Origin of the sequence: Cystobacter fuscus (genome assembly GCF_002305875.1) — a bacterium.
GTDB lineage: Bacteria > Myxococcota > Myxococcia > Myxococcales > Myxococcaceae > Cystobacter > Cystobacter fuscus_A.
In genome coordinates this window covers 6,168,008-6,181,496 of record NZ_CP022098.1, presented here as the reverse complement: position 1 = coordinate 6,181,496, position 13,489 = coordinate 6,168,008, and the positions used below count along the sequence as shown (strand labels likewise).

11 protein-coding genes and 3 pseudogenes are annotated in these 13,489 nt (G+C 68.3%); 3 read left to right on the top strand and 11 right to left on the bottom strand.

The annotated features are described in order from the left end of the window. Window positions 1–19 precede the first annotated feature (19 nt). Window positions 20–1,117, top strand: coding sequence for a response regulator transcription factor (locus CYFUS_RS25130; RefSeq protein ID WP_232536772.1), 1,098 nt, complete (start codon window positions 20–22; stop codon window positions 1,115–1,117). Between the two features lie 27 nt (window positions 1,118–1,144). Here the strand turns inward: CYFUS_RS25130 and CYFUS_RS25125 are convergent, their stop codons facing one another. Together CYFUS_RS25125 and CYFUS_RS25120 are read right to left on the bottom strand one after the other, a co-directional pair. Beyond that, window positions 1,145–2,053 carry a helix-turn-helix transcriptional regulator gene (locus CYFUS_RS25125; RefSeq protein WP_095987536.1) on the bottom strand — a complete coding sequence of 303 codons (909 nt, stop codon included), beginning with the start codon at window positions 2,051–2,053 and terminating at the stop codon, window positions 1,145–1,147. Window positions 2,054–2,153: 100 nt separating this feature from the next. Further along, window positions 2,154–2,645: a hypothetical protein gene (locus tag CYFUS_RS25120; protein ID WP_157758639.1), complete on the bottom strand. Its 492-nt coding sequence runs from the start codon at window positions 2,643–2,645 to the stop codon at window positions 2,154–2,156. A gap of 429 nt (window positions 2,646–3,074) precedes the next feature. Between CYFUS_RS25120 and CYFUS_RS25115 the strand changes: the two genes are divergently transcribed. Next, window positions 3,075–5,789, top strand: a complete 2,715-nt coding sequence (locus CYFUS_RS25115; RefSeq protein WP_095987534.1) for a M1 family metallopeptidase — start codon at window positions 3,075–3,077, stop codon at window positions 5,787–5,789. 26 nt (window positions 5,790–5,815) lie between these two features. Here CYFUS_RS25115 and CYFUS_RS25110 read toward each other — a convergent pair whose 3' ends face one another. Then, window positions 5,816–6,595, bottom strand: coding sequence for a dienelactone hydrolase family protein (locus CYFUS_RS25110; protein ID WP_095987533.1), 780 nt, complete (start codon window positions 6,593–6,595; stop codon window positions 5,816–5,818). Between the two features lie 204 nt (window positions 6,596–6,799). On the opposite strand from CYFUS_RS25110, the gene CYFUS_RS25105 reads away from it, so the two are divergent. Beyond that, entirely contained in the window at window positions 6,800–8,527 is a 1,728-nt protein-coding gene (locus tag CYFUS_RS25105; protein ID WP_095987532.1) for a rhomboid family intramembrane serine protease, read from the top strand. Between the two features lie 85 nt (window positions 8,528–8,612). Here CYFUS_RS25105 and CYFUS_RS51800 read toward each other — a convergent pair whose 3' ends face one another. The 8 genes and pseudogenes from CYFUS_RS51800 to CYFUS_RS50895 form a co-directional block, all read right to left on the bottom strand. After that, a complete protein-coding gene (locus CYFUS_RS51800) occupies window positions 8,613–9,122 on the bottom strand; it encodes an Imm49 family immunity protein (RefSeq protein ID WP_232537757.1) in 510 nt (169 codons plus the stop codon). Continuing rightward, window positions 9,007–10,248, bottom strand: a pseudogene (locus CYFUS_RS54620) (TIGR02270 family protein); the annotation flags it as partial. The gene CYFUS_RS51800 and the pseudogene CYFUS_RS54620, both read right to left, overlap by 116 nt. A gap of 13 nt (window positions 10,249–10,261) precedes the next feature. Further along, window positions 10,262–10,861 carry an imm11 family protein gene (locus CYFUS_RS25095; protein ID WP_095987530.1) on the bottom strand — a complete coding sequence of 200 codons (600 nt, stop codon included), beginning with the start codon at window positions 10,859–10,861 and terminating at the stop codon, window positions 10,262–10,264. A 23-nt stretch (window positions 10,862–10,884) separates the two neighbouring features. Next, window positions 10,885–11,739: an AHH domain-containing protein gene (locus CYFUS_RS25090; protein ID WP_095987529.1), complete on the bottom strand. Its 855-nt coding sequence runs from the start codon at window positions 11,737–11,739 to the stop codon at window positions 10,885–10,887. A 55-nt stretch (window positions 11,740–11,794) separates the two neighbouring features. Continuing rightward, on the bottom strand, window positions 11,795–12,307 hold the full coding sequence (locus CYFUS_RS25085) for a DUF6484 domain-containing protein (RefSeq protein WP_232537824.1): 513 nt from the start codon (window positions 12,305–12,307) through the stop codon (window positions 11,795–11,797). 41 nt (window positions 12,308–12,348) lie between these two features. Continuing rightward, a pseudogene (locus CYFUS_RS25080) lies at window positions 12,349–12,626 on the bottom strand (DUF4150 domain-containing protein); the annotation flags it as partial. A gap of 52 nt (window positions 12,627–12,678) precedes the next feature. After that, window positions 12,679–12,969, bottom strand: a pseudogene (locus CYFUS_RS25075) (hypothetical protein); the annotation flags it as partial. Between the two features lies 1 nt (window position 12,970). Then, window positions 12,971–13,438, bottom strand: a complete 468-nt coding sequence (locus tag CYFUS_RS50895; RefSeq protein WP_157758637.1) for a FixH family protein — start codon at window positions 13,436–13,438, stop codon at window positions 12,971–12,973. Between the last annotated feature and the right edge of the window lie 51 nt (window positions 13,439–13,489).

Sequence of the window (13,489 nt, the reverse complement as noted above, 5' to 3'; positions counted from 1 at the left end):
GAAACGGGATCAGATCCACATGAAGCCCAGGGAGCGCCTGCTCATCGGCCAGTTGGTGGAAGCGCTGAACCACGCCAAGACCCTCTCGGAGATCGTGCGCACCACGGAGGACAGCCTGATCCGGTTGACGTCCGCGGACTGCATGGCCCTGTGCGCCTCGCGCATCGGACAGCCCTCGCTGGACGACTGGTTGGTGGCGAAGATGCCCGAGGTGTATTTCGCCCAGTATGAGGAATGGAAGAAGGATGACTTCATCCGTGCCGCCAACGTGCGCAATCCCAACCGGGTCATGCGGGATGGAGACATCATCGCGCACAAGGATCTGCAGGCCACCAAGATCTACCGGATCGGCCAGGACATGGGAGTGCCGCTCGAGCACGTCATGTCGGTCTATCTGACCCAGGCGGGTTGGGACGGCAATGGCGGCTTCAGCGCCTACCGCCTCAAGCCCCGGCCCTTCTCCGACCACGAGCGCGACCTCGTCCAGTACGTCGCGCCGCACCTCTCCTCGGCCATCCAGCGCTGTCAGGTGTTCGTGGAGCGGGAGCTGACGGGCCGGCTGCTGGAGGCGCAAACGGCGGCCCAGAAGACGGCGAGCCTCGTGCTGACCACCCGCTTCGAGGTGGTGCAGCGCCTGGGTCCCATCGACAGGCTGATGGAGAAATGGTTCACGGACCTCCCGGGGCGATTGCCCCTGGCCCTGTTGGAGAAGCTGAACACGGCGATGAGCCAATCGAGCTTCCTCCAGACCGGGGTGGGGATCTGGGAGATGGAGGGCGGCCGGAAGACCCTGCGGGTGACCTACTTCCAGTTGCCGCCCGTGGGGAACAAGTCGTACTGGCAACTGCGCTTCCAGGAGGTGACGCATCCCCAGCTCATCGTCTGGCTCAAGATCCTGACGCCCAAGGAGATCGAGATCGCCAACCTCTTGTACAAAGGCCTGTCCGACAAGGAGATCGCCCACCGGCTCCTCAACAAGAAGGGCGAGAAGAACAGCCACGAGACCGTGAAGAAGCACCTGCGTCACATCTACGAGAAGCTCAAGCCCTTCGGAGTGAGCAATCGGGCCGACTTCATGGTCCGTGCCCACCTGCCCTGCGAAGACGAGGAGGATTGAGGGGAGCGACGGCTCGGCGCGAGCCCTTCAGCTTCCGGCGCGGCGGCGCTGCTCGCGCCAGACCCGGGGGGTCATTCCGTGGACGCGCCGGAAGGTGCGGATGAAATGGGTGACGTCGGCGTAGCCCACCTGGCTGGCGATGCGCTCGATACTGACTCCCGTGTCCAACAGGCGCCGCCGGGCCTCGACCATGCGATGCTCGCGCAGCCAGTCACCCACCGTCAGCCCCGTCTCCCGACGGATGGCGTTGGCCAGGTGCGAGGGCGTGCGCCCCACCGCCGCCGCGACGTCCTGGAGCGAGAGGGGCCGCAAGCAATGCGCTTCGATGAAGGCGAGTGCATCACGCACGAGCCCTCCGATCATGGGCGGCGCGAGCGGCGCGCGCTCCTGCAACTCGCGCAGGAGCTCCGTGATCAGCAAGACGAACCAGGCGTGCGCGGCGTTCTCCACGCCCCACCGGGCCTCTCGCAGCTCGGCCTCCATCTCGGCGACCAGCTGCTCGATTCGCCGCCACCGGGGTTGCCCGGGTCGCAGCCGGAGCAGTCCCCGAGCAAAGAGGCTCCGCTCCGGAGTGGGCTTCGCCTCTCCGCGGAGCCGGGGTTGCCCCGGCAACCGCTCCGGTCCGATCGAGCGGAGCAGCATCGGATCGAAGCACACGATCCACCCCTGGAGGTTGTCCACCTCGAGGGGCTGGTGCTCGATGCCCGCGGGGACGAGGTGGATGTCCCCCGCCTGGAGTTCGAGCGGCTCCAGGTGACGGCCTCGCCCCCTCCCCCCCGTCAGCACGAAGATCATGAAGAAGGTCGACACGAGCGGCCCGGGTGGAGGCATGACCGGGTGCCATGGCACGCGAATGACACGCAGGGGCAGGTCCCCGGTGCCCATCGCGTCCAGGGTGAGAACGTGGGGAGGCGGATGCTGAGGAGTGCGATGCATGAGGGAGGTCTCGGCCCGCGCAGGATCTCATACGTTGGGGCGATGATCCGACTGGGACGACGCCCCGGGCACGGGGAAGGACGCGCTCGGCACCCCGCGCTCACCGGGGACAAATGCCGGCGGTCCTCTCGAGCCGGAAGATTTCCGTCCCCTTCCAGGTGCAGTAGAAGCTGGAATTGGGATTCGAGTTGGCGTTGAGCTGGCAGTTGGACTGAGCCTCCTGGCAGGAAATGGCGTTGGTGTTGATGAAGTTGTGCGAGGGGCAGACGTACCCCTTGTACTGCCCCGTCCCCGTTACGGCGGCACAGACCAGGGAGTTACACGCGCCCGCACTCACGTCCCGGCGGTAGATGACCCGGTCGTTCCAGGTACAGAAGAAGCTGCTGCCCGGATTCGCGTTGGCGTTGAGCACGCAGTTGTTGCGAGCCTCCGCACAGGAGATCTTCTGGGTGATGATGAAGTTGTGCGAAGGGCAGACGTAGCCCTTGTAGGTCCCCGTCCCTTGTGCGCCGGAACACTCGTCCGCGAGCGCCTCGGAGATATCCGGGGACGCCACCTGCTCGGCGGAAGCGAGCTCTTGTCTGGATTCCAAGGAAGTATCGGACGTGACCATTGCGTTCTCTGGTGTCTCAAGAGCCCCGCCGCACCCCATGGCCCACGAGAGGGCCACACCCCAGATCATCCCACCCAGCAGAGAAGTCGTGTCGCGTTTCATCACTGCTCCTTTTCGAGAGAGAAATGACAATAAGTCAAATCCAGAGAGAGGACAAAAATAAGGATATGAGACTGACGGGACAGGCAACACCAGGGCTTGCTCTCGGACGACTCGCATCCCACCAGGTACGCTGGCGTCGTGACCTCGGACAGCCCCGGACGAATTCGTCCACTCGCCTTCTCTGAGTCTGTCTATGCCTCCCATGCTTGCGGCCCGCCACCAGCGCGCGTGCCCACGCGCCGACAACACGAGGCTCACGATGCCTGTGAGGTTGACATGGCGGCCCCGGGAGGCTGGCGTGGTGGGATGCGTCGACTCCCGCTGCTGCTCCTCGCCCTCGGTCTGCTGCACTGCTCCCATGCACCTCCAGCCGCCCCCACGGGCTCCGATTCCGCCACGGCGGCAGCCCCGGCGATCGCGGCGTATCCCGAGCCCGCGCCGCCCTCGCTGAGGCTCCCGGACACGGTGCGGCCGGTGCGCTACGCGCTGGAGCTCACCCTGCTGCCACAGGAGGCGACATACCCCGGCACCGTGAGCATCGACGTGGAGGTGCGGGCGCCGGTGCGCCAGGTGTGGCTGCACGCGCAGGACGTGGAGGTCTCCTCGGCGCGCGTGGAGCGCGAGGGCCACGGCTTCGAGGCCCGCATCGCCACCGCGGACACGGGGCGCCTCGGGCTGCTGCTCCCCGAGGAGCTCCCCGCGGGCCGCGCGCGGCTGGTGCTGCGGTTCACCGGACGGGTGGAGCGCACGCGCAGCCAGGGGTTGTACGGGGAGACGGAGGCCGGCGAGCCGTACCTCTACACCTTCTTCGAGCCCATCGACGCGCGCCGCGCCTTCCCCTGCTTCGATGAGCCCACCTTCAAGGTGCCGTGGCAGCTCACCTTCACGGTGAAGGAGTCGCACGTGGCGGCGGCGAACGCGCCAGCCGTGCGCGAGGAGCCGCTGCCCGGCGGCCTCAAGCGCGTCACCTTCGCCGAGAGCAAGCCCATGCCGAGCTACCTCGTCGCCTTCATGGTGGGGCCCTTCGACGTGGTGGAGGCCGGCACGGTGGGCCGCACACCGGTGCCGCTGCGCTTCATCGTGCCCAGGGGGCGCGGGCCGGAGACGGCGTATGCCGCGAGCGTCACCCCGCGCATCGTCGAGGTGCTGGAGGACTTCTTCGACCTGCCCTACCCCTTCGAGAAGCTGGACGTCGCCGTGGTGCCGCGTTTCTGGGGCACCATGGAGCACCCGGGCATCGTCGCGATGGGCCAGCCGCTCACGCTCATCAAGCCCGGCCAGGAGACGCTCGAGCGGCGCCAGCGCTACGCCACCATCCTCGGGCACGAGCTGGGTCACTACTGGTTCGGCGACGTCGTCACCTGCCGCTGGTGGGACGACGTGTGGCTCAACGAGTCCTTCACCAGCTGGCTCGATCGCAAGACGATGGACGGCTTCGAGCCCTCCTGGGGCTTGGGCCGCGAGTTCAGCGCGAACGCGCTCGCGCACGCGATGGGCACGGACTCGCTCGTGAACACGCCCCCGGTGCGCAAGCCGGTGGCGAGCAATGACGACATCATTGGTGCCTTTGACAACGGGACCACCTACTCCAAGGGCTCCGCCGTGCTGGGGATGTTGGAGCCGTGGCTCGGCGAGGAGCGCGTGCGCGACGTGATGCGCCAGCACATGCGCACCCACGCCTGGAAGACGGCCACCTCGGACGACTTCCTGCGGACACTGAGCGAGGTCGCCGGAGCGGACGCCGCGCGCGTCTTCAAGAGCTTCGTGGATCAGCCCGGCGTCCCACGCATCCAGGGGGAGTTGCAGTGCCAGCCCGGCGCCCCCACGCGGGTGCGGCTGCGCCAGGAGCGCTTCTGGCCCGCCGGCTCCCTGGGCGAGCAGGGCCAGACGTGGGCGGTGCCGGTGTGCGTGCGTGCCGGTACCGGAAGCCAGGCCGAGCGCGGCTGCACGCTGCTCACGCAGGCCGAGGGCGAGCTGCTGCTGAAGGCGCCCGGCTGCCCGCGCTGGGTGCTGCTCAACGCGGACGGCCGCGGCTACTACCACTCCGGGTACGCGCGCCCGCAGCTGGACGCCCTGCTCGGGGCCCCCGCGGGGACGCTGAGCGAGGACGAGCGGCTCGCGCTGCTCGCCGACGTACGGGCGGGCGTCTCGCGCGGGGACCTGCGCAGTGGAGAGGCGCTGCGCGCCGTTCCCGCCACGGCGAAGGACCCGAGCCGGCTCGTCGTGCAGCGCGGCCTGCAACTGCTCGGGGGCGTGCGGGTGGACCGGCTCTCCGCGGAGGACCGCGCCCGCTATCGGGCGTGGATCCGCGGCCTCTACGCACCGCGCGCCCGGACGCTCGGATGGGTGGCCAGACCCGGGGAGGACGAGAGCCAGCAGCGACTGCGCCTGCTGCTGCTGTCGTTCGCGTCGGGCGTGGGCGAGGACCCCACGCTGAGCCGGGAGGCCGCGCGGCTGGGCCGGGCGTGGCTCGCGGACCGCGACGCGGTGAAGGAGGACGTGGCCCGGGTGGCGCTGCGGGTCGCCGCGAAGCGGGGTGACCGGGCGCTGTTCGACACGCTGCTCACACAGGCGCGCGGCGCGAAGGACCGCCGCGAGCGCTCGGTGCTGCTCTCCGTGCTCGGCTCCTTCGAGGACCGGGCGCTGCTGGGCGAGGCGCTGGGCCTGGTGGCCGGAAGCGAGTTCGACGTGCGCGAGACAGTGGAGATCCTGAGCACGGCGCTCAACGACGCGGACTCGCGGGCGCAGGCATGGGCCTTCTACCGCGAGAACTTCGACAGCCTCGCGGAGCGGATGCGCTCCGACGAGCTCGGCAATCTCATCGAGGAGGTAGGCGTGCTCTGTGACCCCGCCCAGCGTGCGGAGGCCGAGACGCTACTGGGCCCGCGGGTGAAGCGCATCGAGGGCGGACCGCGCGCACTCGCCCGCGCGCTCGAGTCCATCTCGCTGTGCGTGGACTCGGAGGCGCGCAACGCGCCCAGCGTGCGCGAGTTCCTGCGCGCGCAGGGGCTCTCCGGGTAGAGCAACACGCGAGCCCCCCGCGTTGGCTACTTCGCGAAGACCTCGGCGAGGAAGTCATTCATCGCGAGGTAGGCGCGCCTGGCCACCTTGGCGTTGTACTGGACCTTTCCCGGGGTGTTGGCCTCGACGATGGTGAAGCTGTGCACCGCGCCGCCATAGGACACCAACTCCCAGTCGGCCTTGGCCTTGCGCATCTCCTCCTCGAAGCCCTCCACCTCGGCGGGGGGGACCTGGGGATCCTCGGCCCCATGCAGCACGAGCACCTTGGCGGTGATGGCGCCCTCGGTGGCGGGAATGGGCGCGTTCAGGCCGCCATGGAAGGACACCACGCCGGCGACAGGGACGCTGCTGCGCGCCATCTCCAGCACCGCGGTACCGCCCAGGCAGAAGCCGACGGCGCCCAGCTTCTTCGCGTCGAGCCCCACCGCCTTGCCCTCGGCGCGCAGCACGTCCAGGGCCTTGTTCACACGCACGCGCATGAGGTTGCGATCGTGCTTCAACACGTCGGAGACCTTGCCCGCCTCGGCGGGGTTCTTGGGGCGTACGGCCTGTCCGTACAGGTCGGTGACGAAGACGATGTACTGCTTGCCCGCCACCAGGATCGCCTGCTTCACGTTGGGCTCGTTGACGCCCAACCAGTTGGGAACCAGCACCAGCCCCGGACGGGGAGTCTTCACGGAGTCGTCGTAGACGAGCACGCCCTCGAACTTCGTTCCCTCCAGCTCATAGACCACCGGCTTCTGCACGGGCCTGGCCGCCGCCGTCATCGCCAGAAGGCCCGCAAGCACTCCCAGGACTCGCTTCATGTCGTCGTCTCCTCGGGTGGAAAAGCGCGCGATTGAGTGTTCCGGGCCCACTCGCTTTGCAAGCGGATTCATCACGGCCGGACCGCCCTCCCCCCACGGCCTTGGGCTGGCCCTCGCGCCGCAACGTCCTCCACACGAGTCGTGCCATGATACGAAAGCCCGAGCCACGCGCGGACAGTCGAGGCTCACCGAGGGGGGCAATGCATGCAGCAGGTCGAACTGAGAGGCGATGACGAGGAGACCATCCTGCATCCGTCGGAGCTGGAGGAAGAGATCCGGCGAGGGACGGTGCTCGGCTCGGCGGAGATTCGCTACGCGCCCTGGACGGGGACGGAGTTCGCCCGGATCGACACCATCCCGGCGCTGGCCAGTGCCGTGGAGACGCCAGCGGCGCGGGTGGCGACGCGGCTGGCGAAGAAACCCTTCCCGTGGACCACCGCGCTGCTGTGCGTGCTGATGCTCCTGGCTTTCGGCCTTCAAGTCTGGCTGAGCCAGAGGGGGGTGGAGCTCACGCGGGTGGGCGCTGTCGGGTTCGAGCCGACGCTCCTCGAGAGAGCCTGGTGGAGCGCGTGGACGGCGCCCTGGCTCCACGTCAACACCCGGCACCTGATCTTCAACCTGCCCCTCCTGGCCTACTGCTGCTTCCGGGTCGAGCGGGTGCTGGGCATGACAGGCCTGCTGCTGGTGCTGCTCGGAGCGGGCCTGGGGGCGGCAGTGCTCATCGTTCCTTTCTCGGAGAGGTCGGTCGTGGGCTCGTCGGTGTTTGTCTTCGGTGCCTGGGGCGCCCAGCTGGGCCTGGGTCTCCGGCTGGGAGAGGCCATTCCGCGCGGGCAGCGCGCCGCCTACGGCTGGCGCTCCTACATCCTGTTCGCCCTCTTCTCGCTGCCCAGCTTTTCGGCCCCGAACATCTCGGTGCTGGGCCACGTGGGCGGCTACCTCGGAGGGCTGGCCGTGTCACTGTGGGCCCCCGCGGAGACGCTGGCACCGCGCATGGGCCTGGCCCTCACGCGGCTGCGCGCGCTGGGAGTCGGCCTGCTCCTCCTGGCGCTCCCCGCGGGACTGGCGTGGCTGCTGGCCTCCTCTCCGACGTTGATCTGCTCGCTCGACCGGCCCGCCGGAGAGCCCCGGGAAGGGCTGGAGCTGTCGATCTGCTGGCGCCTGGCCAACCACCGGGGCACGTTCATGGGGCTGAATACGTGGCAGGTGGAACAGAGTTCCGGCAGCGCCGTCTTCGCGGCCACGCACCTGCTCCGGCAGCCGGACCAGTTGGATCCCGAGCTGCTGCAACAGGACTGGGAGCGGCGCCTGGGCGGCCCCTTCACCCGGGCCGAGGTTCCGGCCCTTCAGGAGGGCTGGCGGGCCTGGACGTTCACCGGGCAGGACCGCCGTGTGTTCGAACAGGCCCGCGTGGAGGGAGTCCGTATCTACCGGGTCGGCTGGTACACGGAGCGCTCCGTGGCGCCGCCCTACCAGGCGTTCTACGAGGCCGTGATGAAGACGGTCCGGCTGTCCGAGCCGGCGGAGCTGAAGAGCCGGAGGGAAGCCTGGTCGAAGCTCCAGGACTCTCCCGAGCACACCTACGAGTACGCCGAGACCTTGCAGGAGGTGGGGCGCTACGAGGAAGCGCTGGCACTCTTCGCGAGACTGGAGACCCGCGAGGATGGCTATGAATGGGAGTCCACCCGGGCCCGCTTCCGCATCTGCGCCGCGCATCCTCGACTGGCGGCCTGCGGGGGCCCGTGGCGGGAGAACTGGCTGAAGAAGGCGATGCAGGAGGACGTCGGGATGCGCGTGCCGGCCATCCAGTGGCTGGCCGCCGAGGGCCAATGCCCGGAGGCCCAGAAGCAGGCGAAGCAGCTGCGAGCCCTGCCCGAGACAGAGGTCGATTCCGACGAACTCGAGCAGGCCCTGAGCGCCTGCGCCACGCCGTGAGGGGCACGCCCGCGCTTTCTTGGAGCCCCTGGCTGCCCAACGTGACCGGATGAGGGGGGCGAATCGCGCTTCACCCTCGGCCGCGCTACTCCAGGCGCCGCCAAGAGTTTGGTCCCAGCGAAGGGGCACGGCCTTCCAGTGCCACGGAGGGCACATGAAGGTAGTCCTCCGCCAGAGGGAACCCCTCGCGCTCGGCGAGCCGCACGAGGGCCAGCCCTTCGACAGAGAGCAGTGCTTCGGTGGCGAGACGCTCGGGTGACTCGCTGTCGGCATTCGACTCGAAACGGTCGCCGCGCTCGGACAGAAATCCTTTGAGCGACTCTTCGAAGTCCTCCGCGTCCCGGGTGACCAGGGCCGGGCGGCAGCCCCGGATCGCCCAGGAGATCCGCCAGGGCCCCGCGCGCCAGCCGCATCCAGAGACTCGCGCCACTGAAGCCCTCCGTATAGGCACGGATGGGGTGGCTGGTGATGGGCAGGGCCTCCTGCGTCTCCGAGTCCAGGGACGTGTAGTGGCTGCACCGCCGCGGGCGGGAGCCCTCCAAGGCTGCGAGCAACACCTGGGCTCCGTAGGGATGCCCGTACAGAAAGCGCCCATCGGCGCTGAAACGACTCCGCTCCCGGGCCCACCAGCGCTCCACCTCGGCGACCTGCACCTGGCGGGCGACCACGGCCGGCGCGGGCAGCAGTCCCCGCGGCACCTCCGCCGCCCCGACGGCCTCCTCCGCGTCCTCGCCGGGCGCCCGCGTGTCGGGCGCGGGATCCTCCACCTCCTCCACGAAAGGAGTCCGGAGGGGCAGCCCTGTAATGGCCGCGAACGATTCGACGGCGAGCGGGCTGACGTCCTCCTTCAGCACCCGCAGCAGGGCCTCGGCGGCCGCCAACCGCCCGCTGAACCCCAGCGCCCAGACGGCCTCCTCCCGGAGCGACGCCTCCCGGGTACTCGCCACCACCTGTTCGAGGTCCTTGGCAGTGCCTCCCACAGCCAGGGCGAACAGCCCGAGGCGGGCCTTGCTCCCGCCCGCATTGATGGCCGACCGGCACGCCCCCCACGCGGCCTGCAGCCCCCGCCACAGTCCTGTCTCCAGCGCCGCAAGCTGCACGGCCACATCCTCCGCCTCCAGCCCCTGCCGCACCAGGTCGGTCGCGAGTGCAAGGGGCGCGAAGCGTGCCGCGCGCACCGCCGCGGCCTTCAGCGGGGCAGCGGCTCCAACCACCCAGGAGAGGATGTCGCCCGGGTCGCTTTGTCGGCGGCACAGCACGTCCAGCAGGACGGCCTTCCTCTCGGGCTCCAGTCCCGGCAGCCGTCGCAGCAGCGCTGCGGAGACATCCTCACGCCCGCTCAACTCCAGGGCCCGCGCCAGTCCCTGAAGGAGCGCCTCATCGCTCTCCGGCAGCCGCTCCAGGAGCGTTTCGAGCCAGTCGGTATCGGCGGCGCCGAGCAACGCGGAGGTAGCCGCACAGACCCGGGGCATGTCCTGCCCCTCCTCCAGCAACGGCAGCAGGAGCTTGGTCGCGACCGGATGCCCCCCGACAACGAGCCCCTCCAGGTGCGCCGTCAGGCGAGGCTCGTCATCCTCCCGCACTTCGGCCAGGGAGTGGTCGGGGGACTCCAGCAGCCGCTCCCACTGCGCCCAGAGGAAGTCCGCCTCGCTCAGGTGTTCCTCCACCACGTCCCAGACGATGGCGGCGCGCCGGGCCCTTCCCACCGGAGAGGCCGTCATGACACTGCCCCGCTCAGGTGACATCGCGGGGACTGTCGCTGAAGCGCAGCTCCGTCCACAGGACGTTGGTGAAGTCCCGGTCATATATCTCGCGGGCCAGCTTGACACCGAGGATGTACTGGCTCGGCCGCTGCTTGACCCGGAATAGCTGTGGCGCGTCCTTCACTTTGTTCCGGTCGAGTACGATTTCCCCAATGTCGATGACACTACCCTCGGAGCCGTACTGGACCCCACTCGCCGCCTCATCAAGGCAATCCAGGGAACCAATTGGATTGACGATGCAGTAGTCTTGGCTGTGGACACGCTTCCGGTGGTCATAGAGGGTGAAGGGCAGGTACTCGATTTCGACCCCTTGGCAATGCTTCTCGATGGTCTCCCGGAGGGCCTTCGAAACAACCAGCATGCCCTCGGTGTTGCCAAGAAGGTCGGCCAGCTTCATCCCCCGGCTCTCCGGGCTCATGAAGAGCTTGGGCTCCTTCGGGTAGACGGACAGCAACGGCTTGCCCAGCGAGTATCTCGCCGAATCCCGGGCCGTGCCCTCCACAACGTCGTGGAGGAAGCACAGGCTCTCGTCGTTCGGGTCGCCCATCGTTTCGATATGGAAGAAGTTCATGGCGGAGTGGGATTCGAGGAAGTTCAGCTCCCTGGGGGTTTGCCGCTCTTCGGAGGCTTTGGCGTCTGGGATTGCGTAGGCCTGGCGAAGTCCTTGTCCTGCATCTCGTCCAGTGAGCCCGTTCCCCGCTTGCCTGCTTTCTTGATGGCTTCGTAGAGCCGCTTGGAGAGCGATTCCAGCGCGTCCTTGCAGTCTTTGTACTTCGGGACTTTGTGCTCGCGGATGGGGTCCTTGACCAGGGCCTTGAAGATGTCCTTCAGCTGGGTCTCGACGTTGCGGCTGTAAGCTACATGGGAGCACAGAAAGGCCGTCTGCCGATGGCGCGGGAGCTGGAGGGCGTTGGCCACCGCTTCGTCCATTGGCAACAGGATCATGTTCACCTTGTGGTTGAGGTTGTACTGGACGTTGAGCAGCCGCCCCCGAATGGCCATGGAGATGCGGCCCGGGTCATTCATCCCCTTGCCCACGTCGACCAGTACCTTGCGGAGCGAACTGTTGGGGATGATGTGGTTGGCTTCATGCCAGTAGGGCCGGTAGCACTTCGCCTGGAAGTTATCGCCATGGTCCAGATCCCACGTGCCGCCCTCGGGCTTGTCCTGCCGCTGCCCCGGAGCGGGGATCTCGAAGGCATACCAAGGCGGGAAGAGCTTTCCCTCCTTGTCCGTGCGTGCCGCCGTCGCGACCTTTCCGTCCAGCTTTGCCAGTGCCTTATAGGCCGGCCAGTTGTACAGCGCCGCGTCGCCCCGGGCCCGCTGGTAGGCCTGCCAGCGGTGGCTGCAGGAGTTCTTCCGCTCGACCTTGGAGATGTGCCTGTTGAGGCACGCCCCCCCCCTCCACGCCCCCAGCCTGCTTGTGTCGGCCAGGGAGGTTCTCATCATCGAGGGTGTGTTGTTTCTCGGACATGGCTTCCCTTCCGGAAGGGCTCCGGAGGACTCAGTTGATGCGAACCTTGCGCCCACGGATGCGGTGGACTTCCTCCGCCTCGGAGACCAAGTTGACGCCTCGCAGCACCACCGTGCCGTCCCGCCGCAGGGTGAGACTGGCCTTGCCACACTCTAGCACGACCTCCTTGCGCCCGGTGATGACCACCCGCTCACCGTCCACCCGTGCCTCGGCGGGTACCCGCGAGAGAGGCTGGGCCAGCAGTGCATCCGTGAGCGGCGTGTTGCTGGTCGGCTCCAGCAGCATGAGCAGCACGGGCTGCGCGGGGTCCCCATCCGCGAAGAGCAGGAGCGCCTCCGGCCAGACAGGCGGCAACAGCTTCAGTGCGTCGAGGTCCAGAGTAGCCGAGGTGCGGGCCTTTAGGGGCCCCCGCACATTCCCCGGGTAGTCCACCCAGACCTGGTGACCGGCCTCGACACGCACCACCCACCCCCGGCGGGGCTCGCGGATGCGCTCCTCCACGTCAGGTGCCCGGGTCGACTGCTCCTCTTGCCTGGCTCCCATGTCTCTCCCCACGCGTGACTTTCCGTTCCGGGCGGAGGCCCTCAGTATTTGTCCCCACACTCCGGGCAGGTAGGGTCCGACTTGCGGCCACCCACCGAGACGACGGGCCCCTGAAGCAGCGGGAAGGGGGGGTGTTCTTGTCGTTGTGCAGCATCAGGTCGAAGGAGCGCGCCACGTTCTTCCCCTCGAACAGCACGTCGAACGAGTAGTTGACGAACTCCGCCTTGCCCTTCGTCTTCCCCGAGGCCACGCCACCACCAGCCGTCCCGGCCTCGTCTCCCGTGCTGGTACTGAAGTTTGAGTCCTTCAGACATACCGGCTTTCTTCTTCACTGGCCCCACTCGCAGCGATACCAGCAGTTCGCGCGTCCCGACACGAGGCGCATGCGCATGCCCCACCAGGACCACATCCGTCGCGGGCTTGATGAAGGCCCCTCTGGCTCGTACTGGTAGCTGGCCGTGTCCGAGCCCTTCCAGCGCTGCCCCGCGAGGCAGAGCGGAACCTGCTCGCTGGCGAGCACCGGCTCCTTGCCTGGCCGCATTGCGAACGTGGCCTTCACTACCAGCGTGAACACGGGACGCATCTGCTCGTCCGCCAACGGGAGCGGCTCGAACACGAATGGCGTCGTGTTTTCGATGAAGGGATGGCCCACGGCGCGCCATTCTACCAATACTCCTGCGCCTTCGCGAATGGACCGCCCGACCACCTCGGCTCGCCCGCGAATACCGTGCCGAGCAACTCGCGGGGTGGTGCAATTCCAAGCCACTCCGCAATGCCCGGAGGCCCAGAAGCAGGCGAAGCAGCTGCGAGCCCTGCCCCCTCCGTGTCCACCTGGATGGTGACGGTCCACGTGCCCGGCATGGTGAAGTCCACAGTGGCCAGATAGTCCCCGCGCGCCTCGCGGGTGACGGCGGGCGCGGGCGCACCATGGCCGTGTCCGGGCATCCACAGGCTGACGGAGACCCGCGTGGCCTCCACCGGTGTCCCGGCGGTGTCCGTCACGTGGATGCGGAGCCTGTTGCCGCGCGGTTGCAGCGTCCCCTCGAAGCCCGCCTCGAGCCGCACCAGCCCGCTCGCGGTGTCTCCTCCGGCATCGGGAGCCGTGCCAGGCTCTCGGACCCGGGAGAGCACGCGCAGGCGAGTAGGACGGAGAGCAGGACATTGGCGAGGCGAGCGGGAAGA